Raw genomic sequence first — 18,791 nt, forward strand, 5'->3', positions numbered from 1 at the left:
GTGTCGGCACGCGAGGCTGCAGCGCCGACGGCGCGGCCCGTCGCCGTGCCGTCGGCGCCCGAGCGGGAACGACTCAACGTGCCCGTGTACCCGTATCCACTGCGGTGGGTGACGACGCCGACCTCGTTGCGCACCGCCCCGACCGGGCTGCTGCTCCTCGCAGCCATCCAAGTCGGCGGATCGGGGCCAACAGCAAGGCAGTGTCGATCAGTTGACGCCTCGCCACCGTCCGCACCCACCCGCAGACAGCAGCGCTTCGGTGTGATCGGCGCAAATCGCCTGCATCGATTCGGCCGTGTCGTGCGCGGCGGTGCGGATCGAGCGTCCGACCGGTGGTCACGTTCTTGTCGGCGGCGAGCTTCTTGGGAGAGACAGCGGCGGACCGGTCCGGCCCGTCGGTCCACTCGGCGCGGCCTTCCCGTCCTACGGCTCCGTCGGACCGGCGCGCGGGTCTCCCGGCCCCTAGGGGTTGGGGGAGGGACACCCGGTGCCGTTCTTCCCGCAGACCTCATGACCTGCCGCCTCACCAACGCCTACTGACTGGCGCGGAGCCTGAGCAGGAATCAAACACCAACCGCAGAACCAAACGCCCAGGCAGTAGCTGGCCGTGAGCGGTCCCACTGCGTGGGTGATCGGACCTGGTGCGCCGCGTGACGTCTGTTCGCCGTTGCTCCCGCCCGAACGCGGCTTGCAGCGGGACGAGTTCGTCGGCGGTAATCGCGGCGACGAGCACGAGCTCGGGGGCAGCTCGGCCAGAACCCGCCCGATGTCCTGGCCGAGGTACAGCAACGCAGGCAGCCCCCCTGACGTGACGGCCCGCGGACGTGGGCACTGAGAACGAAGCACCCGGCGCGAGTACTGATGCACGACGGCGCATCCGCCGATGGTGGACAACGAGAAGCGCACCGTCCGCGCCTGCGTGACGCTGCGCACCGGCAGCGCGAAGTGCCCTGCCCATGGGCGGCGAGCCGACCGGGCCTGCCGAGAAGGCACGCGCAGTCCTGGACGAGAACGAGGCGCAGCGCGCGACGCAGCCCTCGCTCATCGGGTCGTACCGCCGAGGCGGACAAGCAGCCTCATACGCGGCGGTGGTCACCGGGCGCACCCAGGCGACGGGCCGGTCATGGGCGCGGTACGGGGCCCAGCCGGTGAGGTCCCCGGCCGGCCAGGAACGATCGGTGTCCGCGTACGCGCCGCTGTCCGCAGTGTTGTCGGCCATGTCGCGCTTCACACCGGGCCGCCCATGACCGGACGGGCGGGCCGCGTCGCACTGCCACGGGCGTGCTGACCTCGCCCCGCACGGCGGCGACGGCCCGGGCCCGCCGCACGCCGGTGAGATGACCGGCCTCGTGGTTGCGCGGGGCCCGGGCGGCCACTTCCGATCACACCGGCTGTTCTTCTACCCTCGGAATGAGGGCAGTTGGGCCTCGCCCACGCCCCAGGCTCCCAGCCCCCGAGCCGCGACCGACTCCACCGGCCGGCTGGAGCCGTACCGCCGACGACACGGCTCCAGCCACCCGCCCTCCGGGCGGACGGCTCACCGGGGCAACTCCCGCTGCCCTGCTCGTCCGCCAGGAGGGCGCCTCGCGTGAGGACCGCTCCTGGGGGGAGTCCGGCCTCACGCGTGCCCTGGTCGTCGCCGCACCCGCGCGGCGGCGACCGCCCCCACAGCCTCCCACCGCCACCGCACCGTGTCCGGACCTCGGCACAACCGACCAGGAGTCCGCCTCGGGAGCCGGTGGCATCTGAAGAGGTCTGTGCGGATCCGCCCGTCCGGACCGACTGCTGTCCATGCCAGTCGCCCCGTCCAGGCAGCCCCGGTATGAGCGGAGCATTTTCTCCCTGCTCCGCCACCATCCCGCCGCCCCACGCCCCACGCCCCACGCCCTACGCTCCACGCCCCGCGGCCATCAGCCGTCCGGCCCGGGGCGAAGAGGCCCTGGTGTGGGCTGATGCGGCGGTGCTGGAGCGCGCGGATCGTATCCGAGCGGCCTGGACCACCGCGGGTACGGACACCGGCCTGCTCGGCCCGGCTCCGGCCTGGCGGGACACCGCCCGCACGGGCACCCCGGTGTCGCTCGGCCCCGACGACCGCATCCCGCCCCTGCCCTTCTTGACCCGCCCGAGCCAGCCCCTCCCAGCGCTCGCTGCACCTTGCGGGCCCGAAACCCTAGCGCTGAGCTCTTCTGTGCTTCTTTGTGTTGATCTCGGAACATGGGCCGGGGTTCAGTCGAGTCCGCGAAGGGGAATCCAGCAACGAGAGTGTGCGGACGATTCAGGGGGAAGGCAGTGACGCAACCAAGTGGCGTAGAGCCGGACGCTGAGCTCATCACCTTACTCATGCAGGAGTACGAGTCTCTGCGGACCGAAGTAGTGCATCGAGTGACCTCAAGAATGCAGATCCTGGGCTTCTCGGGAGTTGCCGCTGCTCTTATCGCGACAGGCGGGCTTTCGCTGCACAAGCCCAACCTCTATCTCGCGGTGGCCGTCCTCCTTCTGGGTCTGCTCTGGTTGAGGGACTGCAATCAGGGCATTCAGCGAATTGGTCGGCACCTTCGCGAGGTCGAGAGCGAGGTCAACCGTCTCTCAGTTCGTGCCTATGGCGGCAGTGTGCTGACGTGGGAGACACATCGGCACGTAGGTCGACAGAGGGAGCGGCCCGTCTGGCGCTTTGTTGGTCGTATCGGTGGTTGGACTGGCCGTCAGTGATCAGCTACGACCGATGGAGCTGGGTGTGGCTCGTTCCCCGGAACCCGGTGAGCCTCACAGTTCACCTGCGAGAGATCGGCGTCCTGCCCCAATGCGGCAGGACCTGGCTCATCACGCGTGGAACTGGCCAGGAATTCACGCGCCGTCGAAAGCCCCGACCCGCGACCGACGAACAGCCGTGGCCCGGCGTCCGCGCGGCACCAGTTCTTCCGACGCGGTCACCCAGGGCTGCGCCTGGCTCATAACCGCCACGTGTGGCGGTCGTTCAGCTGCATGTGCCGCCCTCTCTTCCGCCCCGTGTCCTTGTCCTCGTCGGGCTCGTGGCCGCGGCCGTGTCGGGTCTGTGCGCCGGGCAAGTGGCACCAAAGGTCCGGCGCCCTGGGCAGGGTGAGGATCGCCCCGGACAACGCCTCGTCCGTCAATGACCTGGAACGGCGCGACGAGACGGCGTCAGGCGGCTACTTGGGCCGGTGGCAGCCTCACCCCGGCGTCTGGGCTCCAGCCCGCCACACTCCCGCTCCAGACGCCCACCGAGATCGACAAGGCCAACTACCGAAAGCTCTGGGGATAGCCCATGCGCCGCACCCCCGTGCTCCTCGCCGGAACCCTGTCGATCTGCGGGCTCGCCGCCGGGGGAGGGGCGGGCTACACCTGGTGGCAGGGCAGTTCCTCCCCCTCTTCCTCCCACGCCCTCTGCGCTCCCGACCTGTCCCGGCCCGGGTACGTGGCTGCCGCGAGCGAGAACGTCGCACTCGTCACCGTGACGGGCAAGCAGGGCTACGCGGCGGAGGAACGCACCACTCCCGGCGGCGTACAGACCGTCGCCGTCCGCACCGACAAAACCTTGAAGGGCACACCCCCCGGCACCTTCCGGACCCCACCGCGGCCTGGACGGCCGGGACGCAGCACATCGGCAGTGGATTGCTTCCCCCGGAGCCCATCCGGTGCTGACTTCGGCAAATGACACGCCCTCAGCAAACTCGACCAACGGCTGCCGTCCGGCCTCGCCGATGTAGAAGTACTCCGCCACTGCGGCCGCGGGCGCCAGGGCGGCGGTGAAGTAGCGGGAGGCTCCAGGGTGCCGTCCCGGGATGCGGGCGGGGCTTCTACGGGGTGGGTGCGTGGAGGGCGTCCGGCGGTGGGGCGATCAAGGTGAGGGCGGCGTCGAGGAGAGCCTGGACCCGGTCCGGTGTGAACCTGTGCGGTTCGATGGGGAACATCATCATCCAACCGTCGCCGATGGCGCCGAGTTGGTCGGCGAGGAGGTCGGCAGGAATGTCGGCGCGGATGGTCTTCTGTGCCTGGCCGGCCGCTAGGAGCGAGGCCAATTCGCTGCGGTGGCGGGCGTAACGCCGTTCGATGACGGCGGCGAAGGCCGGTTCGTACCGTGCGTGGATCAGTAGTTGGGACATCACGGGCCAGAATTCGGGATCGTCAGTGGTCCGCAGCAGCCACCGTTCCAGGATCGTCCTGACGTCAGGCCGGTCCTGACCGGTCGCGAGCATGGCATCGAAACCGTCGAACCTGTTCTCCGCCAGCGCGGTGACCAACTCCTCCTTGTTGGCGAAGTAGTACGTCACAGCCCCGGTCGTGCACCCCGATCGCTGGGCCACCTTGCGCAGCGATGTGTGCGCGTAACCCTCCTGCGCGATCACCGAGGCCGCTGCCTTCAGCAGCTCGGCCCGCTTCGCCGCGCGGTCGCCCGTGGGACGGCCACGCCGTACGACAGGGCCGGCTGCGCCGTCGTTGTGCATCTGTCGGGTCGCTTTGTCGGACACCCGGCGATTCTGCCACACATTTGAAGTAACAAATGTTGTGCAAATGGTTGAGGGCGGGGCACCCCGGGTGTGGCTGGAACCGGGCCGTGACACGCCGTGGTTGCCGCCGACCCGGAGACGGAGTCCTGCATAGGATCGGATGCGGCCTTGCCCTGCAGTGTCCCCGTCGGACGACCGGCCAGAGAGGCTTGCTCGTGCACCGCTGGCTTTCCGAACGGCGCCGGTCGGTGGTGAGCCTGGCCGTCGCGGCATGTGCGGCAGTGCTTCTTCCCCTCGACAGCGTGGCGCGACTGTCGGCAGCAGATGTGGGGGTGTTCGTCCTGTTCGCCTACCTCCTTCCCTATCTCGCCCTCACCTTGACCGCCTTCTTGAGTGTCGCCCCGGAGCAGGTCCGTTCCTGGGCGCAGCGTGAAGCGCGCGGTACGTTCCTCCAGCGCTACGTCCTGGGAACGGCACCCGGGCCCGGGGCTTCGCTCTTCATTGCGGCAGCCGCACTGGTGGTCGCCGTGCTCTGGTTGCCCGGCCACTTCTCCACCACCTTCTCCACCCTCCCGCGCACGCTCGTGGCCCTCGCGTTGGTCGTCGTCGCCTGGATCTGCGTGGTCGTCGCCTTCGCCGTCACTTTCCAGGCCGACAACCTCGTGGAGAACGAACGGGGGCTCGACTTCCCCGGAGAGCAGTCTGCTGCTTGGGCCGACTACGTCTACTTCGCTCTGGCCGCGATGACGACGTTCGGCACCACCGACGTCGAGGTGACCTCACGGGGCATGCGGCGGACCGTGGCGGCGAATACGGTCATCGCGTTCGTCTTCAACACCGTCACGGTCGCGATTCTGGTTTCCGCCCTGGGCGGCCACTAGCGCTCGCACCCAGTGCCGCAGCACAGCACGGCCGATGCGCCGCCGGTTGGCAACTCCCCGGCCGTGGTCACGGCGCAGGCCCTCCACGGGCGGCCCTCGGCCGATTGCGGTATCGGGGCGGGGATGCCCGGGGCCGCCGCCGTGCGCGGATTTCACGCCCGGCGGCGGTGCAGGCGGTCCGCGATGCGGTCGGCGGTCCAGGCGGCGCGCAGTGTCGGCGCGCTCAGGACGGACGGGGTGAACCGTGGCCGGGCCCGCCAGACGGTGGCGAGGTCTTCGTGCATGTGGTCGCCGGCGAGCCGGTCGGCGAGCAGCGTTCCCAGGTAGGGGGACTGGGCGAGACCGTGGCCGTTGCAGCCGATGGCGTAGAAGACGTTCTTCGTCGCCTCGCCGGCGACCGGCAGCAGCGACGACGTCATGGCGATCCACCCGCCCCAGGCGCGTTCCGGCGCGACGTCGCGGAGCGAGGGGAACCGGTCGTGAAAGCCTCGCACCAGGTCCGCCACGACGGCGTCGTCCGGCTCGCGGGCGCCCAGCGTTCCCTGTGCCGTCCGCAGCCGACGGGTTCCGAACATGATCGTGCCGCGTGGGGTCGGCCGGTAGTTCTCCAGGATCGTGTGGGGAGTGACGATGCCGGTGTGCCGCGTCCAGCCGGTCGCCGCCAGGCGCTCGGGGGCGATCGGTTCGGTCTCGACCAGGCTGGTCCAGATCGGGGTGACCATCCGCTTCGGGGCGATCGCGAGGTCGCGGGAGTAGGCGTTGGTGGCCAGGAGTACACGCTCCGCGCGGAGGCGGCCCGCGGTGACGTCGATGTCAATGCCGCCGGTGTGGGACTCGACGTTGCGCACGGCGGTACGTTCGTACACCCGAACGCCCGAAGCCAGCAGAATCTCGCGCAGACCGAGCGCGAACTTCCCGGGGTTCAGCAACCCGCCGCCCCGTTCGAACACGCCACCGAGAAACGTCTTCGGCAGCCCGAAGTCGCCGCCCTCCACGAACTCGACGTCCGCTCCCGCACCGCGGAGGATCCGGGCGTTCCGTTCGGTGCGCCGGAGCTGGGCCGGGGAGACGGCGGCGATGACATTGCCCGTCGGCTGGTAGTCGCAGTCGATGGCGAGCCGCCGGATCAGGCTTTCGGTGAAATGGGCCGCCTCCTCCGCGTAACGGATGAGACCCGGCAGGCGCCGGGCGTACAGGGTGTTCAGGAGCTGTGGATCGCCTGCCAGTGCGTTCGACAGATACCCGGCGTTGCGCGAGCTGCCGCCCGACCCGCAGAACCCGGACTCCAGCAGGACGACGTCCGCGCCGCGCTCAGCCAGTCGTAGCGCCGCCGCCATACCGGTGTATCCGCCACCGACAACGGCGACGTCACACGTGTGCTCCCCCTCCAGCATCGGGGCAAAGTCGGTGGGCCGGTCGGTCCAGCCACCGAATGCCGAATATGCCACCCCGGAGACACCGGCCCCGCTCGCTGTCACGTCGTTCATGTTGATCACGGCTTCCTGTCCTGAAACAGCAGATGACGGCACCGTATCCAGCCGAAAGAATTTACACAACAGGTGTTATTAAATTTCTCCGCCGTGCCCTGTACCACCGAGGGGCCGTGCGCCACGCACCTCGGCCACGCTGCGGAGACAGCGGCGGCACTGAGGACGGGCATCGCTGTTCCTGACGGCTCGTCGGCCGCCGGTTCGTACGTACCGCGCCTCAGGGGCTGCTCCCGCGCCCAGCGGTCCTGGCCCTTCACGGCAACGACAGTTCCTCGCCGAGCCGCTCGCACCGCGGGCGAGAAGGGCCGCGGGTCCGGGACCACGGCCGTGCTCACCCGTTGTGGAGGCGTCCCTCACCGAACTCCGCTACGGCACAGTCGCGTTACATGCCCGGGCCGGAGTCGGCCGACCCGCCGCTACCGCCTCGCGGGCGTCTTGCCGTGCAACCGCGCACAGCGGCATCGGAGTCGTGCACCACGCGTGCACCCCGGGAACGGGCCCGGACGCACCGTGGTGCGCGACCCGTTCCAGCCATCCGCCGACCGCTCCCGACAGGGGGCTCGCCCCCAGGCCCCGTGGTTCTTCACCCGCCCCCGGTGACCCTGCCGCGGCGGGCTCCCCGCTGCCCGGGATCATCAAGCCTCGGCGCCGCACGGCTGACTGCGTACCCTGCCCCCGCCTCCATGGCAGGGACGAGGCACACTTCTCCTCGAAGTCCCTTGCGGAAAGCACCACTTGCCGGGCGTCCTGGCAACAGCACCTCCCCGACACCTCGATCCGACCCGCCGCGACGCGCGCGGACACAAGACGTGAGGAGCGCAGCCCTTGCCCACCACCGCATACACGCCAAGGCAGTACGGCGGAGTCACCGTGCTGGTGGGCGCCAAACGGGGCGCTTACCCCTACGCCAACTCGGTACTCGTGCGCGGCACTTCCGAAGCACTGGTCATCGATCCGTCACTGTCGCTCGTCGGAGCGGCGCCCTGTGCGGACGTGGTTCTCGTGAGCCACGCGCACGAGGACCACGTCGCAGGTCTCGCCGAGTACGAAGTACCGGTTCACATCCACGAGAAGGACCTCGCCGCGCTGCGCTCGTGCGAGGTCATGGTCGAAGGCTACGGGCTTCCGCCGGACGCCGCAGCGCACACCCGCACGATGCTGCGCGACCAGTTCCACGTGCGGGATCGTCCCGATGCCTCCGGGTTCGAGGACGGCACGGTGTTCGACCTCGGTGGCCGCACCGTGACGGCCGTGCACCTTCCGGGCCACACAGCGGGCCACAGCGGATTCCTGATCGAGCCGGACGGCTTCCTCTTCGTGGCGGACATCGATCTGACCTCGTTCGGTCCGTTCTACGGAGACGTCGGCAGCAGCCTCACCGACTTCGAGGCCTCCATGAGCCGGTGCCGGGAGATCGGCGTCCGCTGGTACGGCACGGCGCATCAGAAGGGTGTGATCGACGGCGCCGGAGAGTTCTCCAGGCGGCTCGACGTCTACGTCGCGGTGCTGGCGAGGCGCGACGCAGCCCTCCTGACGTTGCTCGACGAGCCTCGGACGGTCGAGGAGATCGCCAAGCACCGACTTGTCTACCGCCCGCACGTCACGGGCCCGCACGTCGATCCGGTCGAGCGGCGGACCGCGGTGCACCACCTGGGCCGGCTGATGGACACGGGACGTGTCACAGAGGTCGAACAGGGGAGGTACCGCGCGACGTAACCTGCGCCGTATACCGTCCCGGTCGCCCACGAAAGTCCGGTCACCGAGAGACGGCAGCGCATCGCGGTCGGCCCAATGCCGGTCTCCCCGGCCCAGACGGGTACGAACACCGAGGTGATCGCCGCGTTCAGCAGATTGTTGATGCCGGCCATGACGATGACGGTGAGCCGTGGCGGCTCGCCGCGCAGGAACAGATCTTCACCCTGGCGCCCGGGGGCGCCAAACTGAAACACCTCGGCACGGGCCTGCGTGACTTGGAGGAACAGGCGGCGCAGCGCTCCGAGCTGCGAGGCCGGTGGAAAGCCGGATCGCCGCGTAGCAGCAGCGGGACGTCTCTCGCCTTCCCCGAGCAGCGGTGGGATCACAGCACCCCGGTCTTCCTCGCCACTGAGCCTGAGGGCCGGCTGAGGGAGTGCGAGGAGATCCGCCCCTTCTGGTGCCCGGTCGAGGAACTGCCGCTGGATCGGATGTGGGCCGACGTCGCCTACTGGCTCCCGCAAGTCCTGTTCGGCATCCGGGTCAAAGCCGCCCTCACCTACACCTCCAGCGACCGCCTGAAGGTCGCCGACGCCTGCCTCGCGCCGCTCACCACCCTTGAAGAACCGCTCTCGCTCGGCGCACCGACGGCCTAGACGACAGCGTTGCTTCGGCAAGGGCATGCCGCGCATCGCGGCTGCACTTCCCAGGGCACCTGATCCCTTCACACACGCCGGCCCTGGGCACAAGAATCTGCGCGGGGCCGACGTGCGTCCCGTGCAGGAGGCTGCGTCGGCTTCTGTTCTGCGGCGGGGAATCCGGCGTACGGCGCTGTGCTGTTCCTCGTCGTGCGCGGGCAGGGCCGGGCCCGGGGCCTTCAACTGTCCGTGGGCGGCTGTTCGCGCTGCCTTTTCCCGACCCAGTCGTGCAGGCCTCGATGAGCGCGCCGGCAGGTGAGCGGATTTCGGCGGCGGCGAGTCTCTTGCATGGTCACCGAAGCCGGAGAACCTGGAGCCGATACGCTCCTGGCGACCATGCACGGCGCAGATGACTGACAATGCCGGGATGACCCGACCCAGAATCCGTGTCGCCGCATACGTCATCCGGAACCGCACCGTCCCGGAAGTTCTGGTCTTCGACCACACCGGTATGCCCGAGGCCGGCACCCAAGTCCCTGCGGGGGGAGTCAAATCAGGCGAAGATCTGGAAGAAGCGGTCCTTCGAGAGGTCGCCGAGGAGACCGGTCTGCTGACAGCCACAGTCGTCCAACGGATCGCCGTGGAGAGCAAGCCCCATCCCGACACCGGTCAGCCACGACGAACCACTTTCTTCTTTCTGCAAGCATCAGCAGAAACCCGCGATGCGTGGAACCACCACGTCAAGGGCGACGGAGAGGACGCTGGCCTCATTTTCACCTGCCGGTTCCTCCCCCTCCCTCTGGAGCAACCACTGGCGGACGACCAAGACGCATGGCTGGGCCACATTGACCCGTGCTGGGCCACCGTCACCGTCGACAGTCAGTAATCGAAGGTCGGCCACAGCCGCTGAACACGTGACACCTCAGCATGCGGGCTTACCAGTCTCGCTCCCCGTAACCCGTCCCTTTGCGTGCCGGTGGCTAGCCGCGTAGATGCTGCAAGTTGCTGTCCCAGAGGACGAAGTCGCCTCCGGCGAGAAGCACTGTCTTTCGCTGGGTGGCAGGCTGTGGTCGGGCCGTTGAGCATCTCGGCGGGATCTGCCCCGTTCATCGGCCCCTTCCTGTCCTTGGTGCCGGCGCTGCACTCAGTTGTTGCGGTGGAGCCGCTGGCGGGTCCAGAGAGTGAGGTCGCTGCTGGTGGCGACGGCCAGGGTGCGGCCGGAGGGCGAGAATCCGGCGGTCGCCCCCGCGCCCCTGCCTCTCGATCTCCTGGACCATCGACTCATCTGCGAAGATGCAGCCTTTGCCGGACTGGATGCCGGGAAGCTATGGCAGACCCTCCTGGCTCTGGACCGCCTTGGCTTGGGCAGCTTGACGGCCTCCCCCACCCACGCGTATCCCACGGCGGTTGTACTCCACCCGCTTGTTCATGATGCGCATCCGCGGGCCGGACACCTCGCCGTGGTCGTTCACCTCCTGGGGAGGGCCGTGGATCGGGCAGGAACTCCCGTGGACCCGGAATACTGGCCCGCCTGGACCGCGCTGAGCCCGCACATGCAGCACACCGCCCGGCACTTCCCCAGCAATCCCAGGGCTGCTCTGGGCGTGCCCGAACCGAGTTGGAGGCAGTCCTCGACATCGAGCGGCGCGCCCTGGGCGATGAGCATCCCTACACCCTCATGGCTCGCGGTGAACTGGCCTGGGTGCTGTTCATCCAGGGGGACTACGGCCGAGGCCGGGCGGGACTTGAAGAAGTCCTTGCCACGTATCGGAGTACTCTCGGCGACGACCATCGCGACTCTCTCCGTCCGCAACAGTCTCGTCTGGATGCTCTACCGCCAAGGCCATCTGGCCCTGGCCCGCGCGGAGTTCGATGCAGTTCTCACCGTGCAGTGGCACACCTTCAGCGAGCAGCACCCGGTCGTCCTCACCACCCGGCAGAAACTGGCCCGTGTGCTGCACGACCAAGGACACGTCGACGGGGCTCGCAGCGAGCTGGAGGCCCTTCTCACGATCAGGCAGAGCACCATCGGCAAAGACCATGTCGTCACTCTCAACACCCGGTGTCACCTCGCATGGGTTTTGCGCAGCCAAGGCGACACCGGCCGGGCCCGCACCGAGCTGGAGGCTGTCCCAGCGCTCTGCAGAGTGCCTTGGGGACATCACCCCGACGCGAACAGCGCCCGTCATCGCCTCGCTCAGGTCTTGCACGACCAAGGACTCATCCCGCGGGCGAGGCGGCTACTGGGAGAAGTGGTAGCGGCCTACGAGGTGGACCCAGGACCCGAGCATCCCTTCACACAAGCAGCCCGCGCCGACCTCGACGCACTCACCGAATCCGTCCCGCGTTCGTAGAAGTTCCGCACCCAGAAGAGTCTGGCACGGCTCAGTCGGTGGACTACGTCGAAGACCTGCTTCTGCAGTCCGTTCGCGTACGCCTCGTGCTCGACGCGCTTGAGCCTCTGGGTCTCCGTTTCGGTGGTGCTGAAGAGGCACAGCACGGTCCCCGGACGGGCCTGGGCTGAGATTCCGCGACGAGTTGATTTGTGGGCGATACCCATGCAGAGCAGGGCAGGGGCCTCTGCGATGATGGACTGCTGTATTCCTGCGCCCGCGAGGTGGTCCTTTGAAGAAGGTGGCACTGCGTCCCTACGCACTGTTGCCTCGGCAGTACGACGAGCGGAAGGTCCTGGCTTCCACGGTGGATGCGTGGGGAAGGGCCCTGTGGCTGATCTGCCCCGATGCCGTTTTCCCGTCAAGTCCCTACGGGAGGACCCGGCCGCAGCCCGTGGATCTACCCTTCGACGCGCTGCTTGTCACCGACCACGCGGGCACGGTGCAAGAGCGGACCTTGCACGGCGTGACAGTGCTCCCGCACCTGGTCGACGCCCTGCCCAATGGCCGAATCGTTCTGGAGGGCGGGAGTTCTGTCGGAGATCGCAATGCACAGATATTCGGTCGCGACGGCCGTCCCCGACGCAGCTTCGCCGTGGGAGCCTCAGCGGCGTTCATGCTGGCGGACCGCTGTCACAATCTCTGGACCGCTTACGGGGACGAAGGCATCTACAGCGACCCCATCAGCTCAGCCGGCCTGGCCCGATGGGACAGTGGGGGCAACCAACTGTGGGAGTACTGGCCGCCCCAGGGCATCGACCACATCGCAGACATCGAAGCGCTCAACATCACCGATGGCGCAGCCTGGGCCGTCTACTGGCCCTCCTCCCCACTCCTTGAGGCACAGGCCAACGGACAGCTCCGCGTGCGGAAGCACCCCGTGATGTCGCCACGCGGACTGGCGGTACACGACGACCGCGTACTCATGCTCGGCGGCTGCCGCCGCGATGGTGTCCGGCAGAGCGAACTCGCCACCGTTCATAACTGCCGCATGACCGACAGCGAGGCGGTCATCGTCGAAGAGGCAGAACTCACCATGCCCAACGGAGACCCGCTCCGACGCTACGCACGCCCCGTGGGTCGAGGCCGGAACCTCTATCTGCACGGCCGATCCACAAAGCAGTGGTACGTGCTGGGCCTGTAGCCGGGAAGGTGGCGGTCAGGACGGGCTTCGGGAACACCGCGGCTGCCGATCGACAACAAACACGGGCCGGGCCAGCGGAGAGGCAGGGACGCGGTTTCTCGGTTCTGTTGGTTCACAGAACGGGCGCGTCTGGTCCGGCGCTGGCAGATCAGCGGCGAGTGGGCGTGGCGGGTGGCGTTGGAGGGATGCGGGGAGCGCGACTTGTACCGGCCACGATGTGCTGGAGGTCAGGGCGAACGATCTGGACGTCCCCTGAGGTCAGGTACAGCCGGTCCGAAGGATGCGGACCTCGCGCACCGGCGAGGAGGGAAGCCGTCAACACGGCATGCCGACTTCGCCGTTCGCGACCGATTCCTGGCCCCCGGCAGGCAGGGCCGACCCATGCCCCGGACGCCCTCCGCCCCATCCCCGAGCCTCCGGCGACGACCACCGGACCCCGTCTACCGTGTCACCCATGACAGTTCTGATCATCGGCGGCAGCGGCTTCCCGGGCACCGAACTGATCCGGCAGGCGCGCACAGCCGGGCACACCACGGCCGCCACTTACGCTTCCGGGCCCGGCGACGCCACCCCGACCCAGTGGCAGGACAGCTGGACACGCCCATGGCCAGGGTGCGCCCGCAGGCCGTCCTCAACGCATCGAGCAGCAAGGACCACTGGACGGTCACCGCACAGGCCCCCGTACGGCTCGCGATGGCCGCACTCCAGCACGGAAGCCGCTTGGCCCACGTCTCCAGCGACGCCACCTTCTCCGTGGTTATCTCGGGTTCGGACACCTCTATTGCAGTTCAGAGCCCCGTGGAAGAGTGAGGGACGTAGGGCATATAGCAGCGCTGTCGCGAGGGTGTCCACGTCGTTCGTCACAAAGCGACCTTGGATACCCTCGTTCTCGTCTCCGCAGGCACCCCTTGGGACCACACCACCAGGAGGAACCAGTGGCATCCTCGCAACTGCTCACCCCCGAGGAGAAGCTCGCCGACGCGAAGAAGCTGTTGAGCCTCCCACGTATCGTCGTAATCTGCGGCTCCACCCGCTTCATGACCGAGATGCACGAGGCCGATCTGCGGGAGACCAAAGTCGGAAAGATTGTCGTCAAACCGGGCATCGACATGAAGTCGCCGCACGAACTGTGGTCCGATTCTGTCGAGGCAGAGGCGCTGAAGATTCGACTCGACGATCTGCACCGAGCGAAAATCCGGCTCGCTGATGAGGTCCTGGTAGTCGGCGACTACATCGGAGACAGCACCCGAGCCGAAATCGCCTACAGCCGGTCGCTGGGCAAGCCCGTGCGGTTCACGCACCCCGAAGTTGACCCTGACGTCTGATTGCCTGCTGCCATCTCCACAACCAGGCTTGGCAGCCCGCCGCCTGACCGTCTTCGCGGTGGCTTCGGCCGTCGTTCACTCCGCACCCTCCGTCGGCATCCTTGGAATTGACCACCTAGTACGCCAGCAGCACTCCATCTCTGCTGGTCAGCGGCGTCATTTCGAGCCTATCGGGCTGACGGTGCATCAGTCGGTGGTTCCGGGAAGTCGGGCAGGGAAGGGTGACTGGGGTAGGGGAGTCGGGCAGGCTTGGGGTGTGATGGGCGACTTCGTTACAGGGCGATGGACCGCCGAACTCAAGGAGTTGATCCTGCGGGGAGGGGGGCGGCCGGGTGGAGCCACGGCGTCAGATGCGTGACTACGTGCGGGGTCTGATCGGCCCGGTGGGCCGCAAGAACAGCTGGCAACTGGCCGAATATGCAGGTCACGCCACCCCGGACGGGCTGCAGCGGCTGCTCGCCGACAGCGGTGGATGCGATCGGGACCCGCGTGCCCGGCTTCCTCCGCCAGCGTTCATCCGTTCTTGCGCTGCAGCGGCGCAACCAGGCCCCGCATGTACGCCAGCGCCGACTGACGCGGTTCCTCTCGATTGAACCTGTGCACGAACCGCCCATGCAGAGCGTCCAGTTCACCCGCCCACAACCTGACACCCTCAGGGTCCCACCCATTAACCACACCAACGAGTGAACTGGCAGCAGTCACGCCGAGCACCGTTGCAGAACTAGCTCGTCGACGGAGCCCGTCACCAACTCGACCTCATCCAGAACGAAGCCGCCTCGCGAGGAACCACGGTCAACATCGTCATCGACTTCCTCCACGTCCTGGAGTCCCTCTGGGGCGCCGCCTGGAGTTTCCACAAGAGCGGCGATCCCGCCGCCGAGGACTGGGTCGCCATCCACGCGCTGAGCACCCTTGCCAAAGGTGCCCGGAGAACAGCCAGGCGATCAAAACCCAGGCGCAGGCAATGAACCTGGCGGACCTCCAACGTCACGGTGCGGAAGCCTGCATCCGCTACCTCACCAACAAAGAACCCTTCCTCTACTACGAACACGCACTCGCGGCGGGCTGGCCATCGCGACCGGCGTCATCGAAGGTGCCTGCCGCCGTCTGATCGCCGACCGGCTCGATATCACCGGCGCGTACTGGGGACTCGTCGGCGTCGAAGCCCTCCTGGAACTTCGGGCACTGAACAGCAACGGCGACTTCGACACCTACTGGCGCTAACACCTCACCCGCGAACACCACCGTGTCCACCACACTCCTGACCAGGACAAATGAACCCTCGCGGCCTCGCCAACACCGCCCCCGCGGAAGAGCTACACCCGGGTGGCGAGGATGCGGCGGTCGGTCTTGCCAGAGGGGGTGATCGGGAAGGCCGGCAGGCAGACGAACCGGGTCGGGACCATGTAGCCAGGCAGGACACGGCGGGCGTGGGCGGCGAGTGCGGCACCGGTGTCGTCGGTCCGGGGTTCTTCAGCGGTGTAGAAGGCGGTGAGGGCCGGTTCGCCGATACGGCTGACCGTGCGCAGGACTGCCAGTTCACGGACGCCCGGTGCGTCGCGCAACCGAGCCTCTACTTCGCCCGGTTCGATCCGGTAACCGTTGATCTTCACCTGGTCGTCGGCCCGGCCCGCGTAGCGGTAGGTACCGCCGGGCAGCATGACGGCCAGGTCGCCGCTGCGGTAGCAGCGGCGGGTGCCACCGTCGGGTGTGGGGAGTTCGGGGAAGCGCTCGGCGGTGAGCTCCGGTCGACCCAGGTAGCCGGGGGCCAGGCCTGCGCCGGAGACGACGATCTCCCCGGTCTCACCGGGTCGGACGTCTGTGCCGTCCGGGCCGAGGACTCGCAGCTCCCAGCCGTCCAGTGGTTCGCCGAGGTCGAGTGCGAAGTCCGGGTCGGCGTCCGGGTCCGGGGCGCGGTCGAGTTCATCGCCGGTGAGCGGGCGGGAGGTCACGAAGACCGTGGACTCGGTGATGCCGTAGGTATTGACGAAGCGGGTGGTCCTGCCGACGGCGGTGCGCCAGACGCGGACGTCCCGCACGTCGATGGACTCCCCGCCGAAGATCACGTACCGCAGGGCCTCCGGGGCACGCCGGCCCAGACGGGCCGCCCGGGTGAGGTGGCGGAAGACGGAGGGCACCACGTTGAAGACGGTAACGCCCTCGCGGCGGAGCAGGTCCAGAGTCTCCTGCGGGGAGGCCGCGGTTTCCTGCGGGACGACCGTCAGGGTGGCCCCGTTGAGCAGCGCGCCCCAGATCTCCCAGACCGAGAAATCGAACGCGTAGGAGTGGAAGAGCGTCCACACGTCGTCCGGTCCCAGGTCGTAGCGGTCGGCGCAGGCGCGGACCAGGGCGACGACGTTGCGGTGCGGGACCGGAACGCCCTTGGGACGGCCGGTGGAGCCAGAGGTGTGGATCACGTACGCGGGGGTGCCCGGGTCGACGGCCGGGGCAACGGCGGCCTGCGGCGGCGCGGGTGCCGCCGGGCGGTCCAGCCGCAGGACAGGAGTGGCGCCCACCGTAGTGGGCACGGGCCGGTCGGAGAGAATCAGGGACAGCTCGGCGTCCTGCGCGGTGAAGCGCAGTCGCTCGGCCGGGTAGTCGGGGTCCAGCGGTACGTAGGTGTGCCCGGCCCGGAGCACGGCGAGCATGGCAGTGACGACCTGGGCGCCGCGAGCGAGGTGCAGACCGATCCGGGCACTGGGCCGGGGGCAGCGCCGGCGCAGCAGGTCGGCGAGGCGGACGGAGTCGGCGCAGAGACGGTCGTAGGTGGTGTCCCCGTGTTCGTCACGCACCGCGACCTGGCCGGGCCGGCGGGCCGCCTGCTGGTCGAAGAGGAGGTGCAGGAGCGGCGGACCGGAGGGGAGACCTCGCTCTGTGGGAAGGGGGTGGTCCTCAATCATGGTCGGCCTGCCTTTCCGGTGTGTGGGTGTGGGGAGGGGCGGCCTCGTGGGTCACAGAACGAGCCGAACCCGTCGCCGGCGTAACCAGGCATCAAGCTGGAGCACCATCTCGGTGTCTGCCCGGCCCAGCCAGCCGCCCCGGTCCAGCCGGCGCGGGTCGTCGACCACCTGCCGCGAGCGCTCCCGGTCGAGCAACGGCAGCACGGGGGCGTCGCGGTCGTCGAGCAGGGCGCGCAGCCGGTCGGTCAGGGACTGCTTGTAGCCGGGGTGATAAGTGATCGGGAACGGAACCTTGGGCCGGTCGAGCACCGCGTCGGGCAGCAGGTCGCGGGCGATGGCCCGCAGCAGGCTCTTGTCCCGGCCGTCGAAGGACTTCATGCGCCAGGGAACGTTGTACAGGTATGAGAAGAGCCGGTGTTCGGAAAAGGGGAAGCAGATCCGCAGGCCGACCGCAGCGCCGAGCCGCTCGGAGTGGTTGATGCCCTGTTCGTAGAGCCGGGTCATGTGGAAGTGGTCGATTTCCCTGGCCCGCCGGTCGTCGTCGGAGGCACCCGGCAGGTGGGCGACCTCCTGCCGGGCCTCGGCGTACCGGTCGGCGCAGAAGCCGTCGAGGTCTACCCGGCGCAGCAGGCTGCGGTCGAAGAGCCCGTTGCCGAAGCCGTCGGTCATCCCGAAGGCGCGGGCCCGCTCGATCCACGGAAAGGTCCGGTGCCCGGTCACCTCCCCTTCCGCAGCGCTGGGCAGACCGCCGAAGACCACGTCGGCGGCCTCGCCGCTGAGGACCGACGGGGTGACACCGGCGACCTGACGGTAGAACAGGTACGGGGTGATGTTCTTGTCCCCGAAGGGCGACGGGTGGTCCTTGGCGTCGAGTACGGCGTCGTGGATGCGCGGATCGGTCAGTTCGGCCGGGTCGACCAGGATCTCGCGGTGATCGCAGCCGAGGTGGTCCACCACCGCGCGGGCGAAGGGCCCGTCGGGCACCGGGGTCGCGGTGTCGCCGAAGGAGACGGTGAAGGTAGGCAAGCCCGTCCCGTGCCGGGCCGCCAGGAGGCCGGTGAGGGTGCTCGAATCGAGGCCGCCGGACAGGAGCACGGCGTCACCGGGGCCACCGGTCTGCCGGGCGACGGCCTCACCGAGCAGGCCGCGCACGGTGTCGATGGTGGTGGCGAGGTCGTCCTCGTGCGGACGTGCCTCCACGGACCAGTAGCGGCGTTCTCGCGGCCCGGCCGCACCGAGGCGCAGCAGGTGGCCGGGGCGTACTTCCCGTACACCGCGCAGGGCGCCGTGGCCGGGTCGGCGTACCTGGGAGAGCAACGCGCACAGGCCCTCGGCGTCGAGTTCGGGTTCGACGAGGGGGTGGGCGGCGAGCGTGGCCACGTCGGAGGCGAACAGCGCGCCCTCCGGCAGCGGGAACCAGAGGAGCGGCCGTACCCCGAACCGGTCGCGGCACAGCACGAGTTCGCGGGTGCGCGCGTCCCAGACCGCGAAGGCGAAGAAACCCGAGAGGTGCTCGGCCACCGCGTCGCCCCACCTGAGGTAGGCGTGGAGCACCAGGTCGGCGTCGGTGGGGTGGGGGAAAGGCAGGTCGAGGCGCGAGCGCAGCTCGCCGGTGTTGTCGAGGAAGCCGTCGAGAACCAGTACGGCAAGGGGGCGGCCGGGTTCTCCCGCGATGGCGGGCTGCGCGCGGGCCGGGTCAAGCGGGTCGGGGCTGTGGCCGAGCACGGCACAGGGCCCGGCCCAACGACGTTCGAGCGGACCGCCGCGGGGCGACGGAGTTCTCGGCGCAGGGCCGGTGACCTCGGATGTCAGGTCGTGGCGCCGGTCGACCCGGCCACTGATCGCGGACATGGCGCACCTTT

At 68.8% G+C, this 18,791-nt stretch carries 15 protein-coding genes and 4 pseudogenes; 11 read left to right on the top strand and 8 right to left on the bottom strand.

Features of this window, described 5'->3' with window-relative positions:
• Positions 1 to 956 precede the first annotated feature (956 nt).
• Positions 957 to 1,247 carry a hypothetical protein gene (locus tag ACWGIG_RS09370; RefSeq protein ID WP_453320937.1) on the top strand — a complete coding sequence of 97 codons (291 nt, stop codon included), beginning with the start codon at positions 957 to 959 and terminating at the stop codon, positions 1,245 to 1,247.
• Positions 1,248 to 3,283: 2,036 nt separating this feature from the next.
• Positions 3,284 to 3,673: a hypothetical protein gene (locus ACWGIG_RS09375; protein WP_453320938.1), complete on the top strand. Its 390-nt coding sequence runs from the start codon at positions 3,284 to 3,286 to the stop codon at positions 3,671 to 3,673.
• A 142-nt stretch (positions 3,674 to 3,815) separates the two neighbouring features.
• Here the strand turns inward: ACWGIG_RS09375 and ACWGIG_RS09380 are convergent, their stop codons facing one another.
• Positions 3,816 to 4,487: a TetR/AcrR family transcriptional regulator gene (locus ACWGIG_RS09380; protein ID WP_453320939.1), complete on the bottom strand. Its 672-nt coding sequence runs from the start codon at positions 4,485 to 4,487 to the stop codon at positions 3,816 to 3,818.
• A 194-nt stretch (positions 4,488 to 4,681) separates the two neighbouring features.
• Here ACWGIG_RS09380 and ACWGIG_RS09385 point away from each other — a divergent pair, with 194 nt between their 5' ends.
• Positions 4,682 to 5,347: a DUF1345 domain-containing protein gene (locus tag ACWGIG_RS09385; protein ID WP_453320940.1), complete on the top strand. Its 666-nt coding sequence runs from the start codon at positions 4,682 to 4,684 to the stop codon at positions 5,345 to 5,347.
• A gap of 152 nt (positions 5,348 to 5,499) precedes the next feature.
• Here the strand turns inward: ACWGIG_RS09385 and ACWGIG_RS09390 are convergent, their stop codons facing one another.
• Positions 5,500 to 6,834, bottom strand: coding sequence for an NAD(P)/FAD-dependent oxidoreductase (locus ACWGIG_RS09390; protein WP_453320941.1), 1,335 nt, complete (start codon positions 6,832 to 6,834; stop codon positions 5,500 to 5,502).
• 828 nt (positions 6,835 to 7,662) lie between these two features.
• On the opposite strand from ACWGIG_RS09390, the gene ACWGIG_RS09395 reads away from it, so the two are divergent.
• The 3 genes from ACWGIG_RS09395 to ACWGIG_RS09405 all read left to right on the top strand — a co-directional run bounded on the left by ACWGIG_RS09395 (position 7,663) and on the right by ACWGIG_RS09405 (position 10,053).
• On the top strand, positions 7,663 to 8,553 hold the full coding sequence (locus ACWGIG_RS09395) for an MBL fold metallo-hydrolase (protein WP_453320942.1): 891 nt from the start codon (positions 7,663 to 7,665) through the stop codon (positions 8,551 to 8,553).
• 254 nt (positions 8,554 to 8,807) lie between these two features.
• The gene (locus ACWGIG_RS09400) at positions 8,808 to 9,185 is read left to right on the top strand and encodes a hypothetical protein (protein WP_453320943.1); all 378 of its coding nucleotides are present in this window, start codon (positions 8,808 to 8,810) and stop codon (positions 9,183 to 9,185) included.
• Positions 9,186 to 9,594: 409 nt separating this feature from the next.
• The gene (locus ACWGIG_RS09405; protein WP_453320944.1) at positions 9,595 to 10,053 is read left to right on the top strand and encodes an NUDIX hydrolase; all 459 of its coding nucleotides are present in this window, start codon (positions 9,595 to 9,597) and stop codon (positions 10,051 to 10,053) included.
• 258 nt (positions 10,054 to 10,311) lie between these two features.
• Here the strand turns inward: ACWGIG_RS09405 and ACWGIG_RS09410 are convergent, their stop codons facing one another.
• Entirely contained in the window at positions 10,312 to 10,452 is a 141-nt protein-coding gene (locus ACWGIG_RS09410) for a hypothetical protein (protein WP_453320961.1), read from the bottom strand.
• A 393-nt stretch (positions 10,453 to 10,845) separates the two neighbouring features.
• On the opposite strand from ACWGIG_RS09410, the pseudogene ACWGIG_RS09415 reads away from it, so the two are divergent.
• Positions 10,846 to 10,953 (top strand): annotated as a pseudogene (locus ACWGIG_RS09415) (hypothetical protein); the annotation flags it as partial.
• 40 nt (positions 10,954 to 10,993) lie between these two features.
• Complete coding sequence (locus ACWGIG_RS09420; protein WP_453320945.1) at positions 10,994 to 11,521, top strand: tetratricopeptide repeat protein; 528 nt, start codon at positions 10,994 to 10,996, stop codon at positions 11,519 to 11,521.
• Positions 11,522 to 11,559: 38 nt separating this feature from the next.
• Here the strand turns inward: ACWGIG_RS09420 and ACWGIG_RS09425 are convergent.
• Positions 11,560 to 11,658 (bottom strand): annotated as a pseudogene (locus tag ACWGIG_RS09425) (dihydrofolate reductase family protein); the annotation flags it as partial.
• A 143-nt stretch (positions 11,659 to 11,801) separates the two neighbouring features.
• Between ACWGIG_RS09425 and ACWGIG_RS09430 the strand changes: the two are divergent.
• The 3 genes and pseudogenes from ACWGIG_RS09430 to ACWGIG_RS09440 all read left to right on the top strand — a co-directional run.
• On the top strand, positions 11,802 to 12,704 hold the full coding sequence (locus tag ACWGIG_RS09430) for a hypothetical protein (RefSeq protein ID WP_453320960.1): 903 nt from the start codon (positions 11,802 to 11,804) through the stop codon (positions 12,702 to 12,704).
• A gap of 935 nt (positions 12,705 to 13,639) precedes the next feature.
• The gene (locus ACWGIG_RS09435; RefSeq protein WP_453320946.1) at positions 13,640 to 14,029 is read left to right on the top strand and encodes a hypothetical protein; all 390 of its coding nucleotides are present in this window, start codon (positions 13,640 to 13,642) and stop codon (positions 14,027 to 14,029) included.
• 259 nt (positions 14,030 to 14,288) lie between these two features.
• A pseudogene (locus tag ACWGIG_RS09440) lies at positions 14,289 to 14,487 on the top strand (IS701 family transposase); the annotation flags it as partial.
• Positions 14,488 to 14,545: 58 nt separating this feature from the next.
• Here the strand turns inward: ACWGIG_RS09440 and ACWGIG_RS09445 are convergent.
• The 4 genes and pseudogenes from ACWGIG_RS09445 to ACWGIG_RS09460 form a co-directional block, all read right to left on the bottom strand.
• A pseudogene (locus ACWGIG_RS09445) lies at positions 14,546 to 14,704 on the bottom strand (IS701 family transposase); the annotation flags it as partial.
• Positions 14,705 to 15,070: 366 nt separating this feature from the next.
• A complete protein-coding gene (locus ACWGIG_RS09450) occupies positions 15,071 to 15,283 on the bottom strand; it encodes a hypothetical protein (protein ID WP_453320947.1) in 213 nt (70 codons plus the stop codon).
• A gap of 62 nt (positions 15,284 to 15,345) precedes the next feature.
• The gene (locus tag ACWGIG_RS09455; RefSeq protein WP_453320948.1) at positions 15,346 to 16,929 is read right to left on the bottom strand and encodes an amino acid adenylation domain-containing protein; all 1,584 of its coding nucleotides are present in this window, start codon (positions 16,927 to 16,929) and stop codon (positions 15,346 to 15,348) included.
• Positions 16,930 to 16,980: 51 nt separating this feature from the next.
• Positions 16,981 to 18,780: an asparagine synthetase B family protein gene (locus ACWGIG_RS09460; RefSeq protein ID WP_453320949.1), complete on the bottom strand. Its 1,800-nt coding sequence runs from the start codon at positions 18,778 to 18,780 to the stop codon at positions 16,981 to 16,983.
• Between the last annotated feature and the right edge of the window lie 11 nt (positions 18,781 to 18,791).

The sequence above is a fragment of the Streptomyces sp. NPDC054863 genome (genome assembly GCF_053610825.1).

What these genes read in the sequence shown, in the direction of transcription:
- ACWGIG_RS09370 (WP_453320937.1), top strand. Translation starts at nt 957, where the DNA reads ATGGGCGGCGAGCCGACCGGGCCTGCCGAGAAGGCACGCGCAGTCCTG.
- ACWGIG_RS09375 (WP_453320938.1), top strand. Translation starts at nt 3,284, where the DNA reads ATGCGCCGCACCCCCGTGCTCCTCGCCGGAACCCTGTCGATCTGCGGG.
- ACWGIG_RS09390 (WP_453320941.1), bottom strand. Translation starts at nt 6,834, where the DNA reads ATGAACGACGTGACAGCGAGCGGGGCCGGTGTCTCCGGGGTGGCATAT.
- ACWGIG_RS09405 (WP_453320944.1), top strand. Translation starts at nt 9,595, where the DNA reads ATGACCCGACCCAGAATCCGTGTCGCCGCATACGTCATCCGGAACCGC.
- ACWGIG_RS09410 (WP_453320961.1), bottom strand. Translation starts at nt 10,452, where the DNA reads ATGAGTCGATGGTCCAGGAGATCGAGAGGCAGGGGCGCGGGGGCGACC.
- ACWGIG_RS09420 (WP_453320945.1), top strand. Translation starts at nt 10,994, where the DNA reads ATGCTCTACCGCCAAGGCCATCTGGCCCTGGCCCGCGCGGAGTTCGAT.
- ACWGIG_RS09455 (WP_453320948.1), bottom strand. Translation starts at nt 16,929, where the DNA reads ATGATTGAGGACCACCCCCTTCCCACAGAGCGAGGTCTCCCCTCCGGT.
- ACWGIG_RS09460 (WP_453320949.1), bottom strand. Translation starts at nt 18,780, where the DNA reads ATGTCCGCGATCAGTGGCCGGGTCGACCGGCGCCACGACCTGACATCC.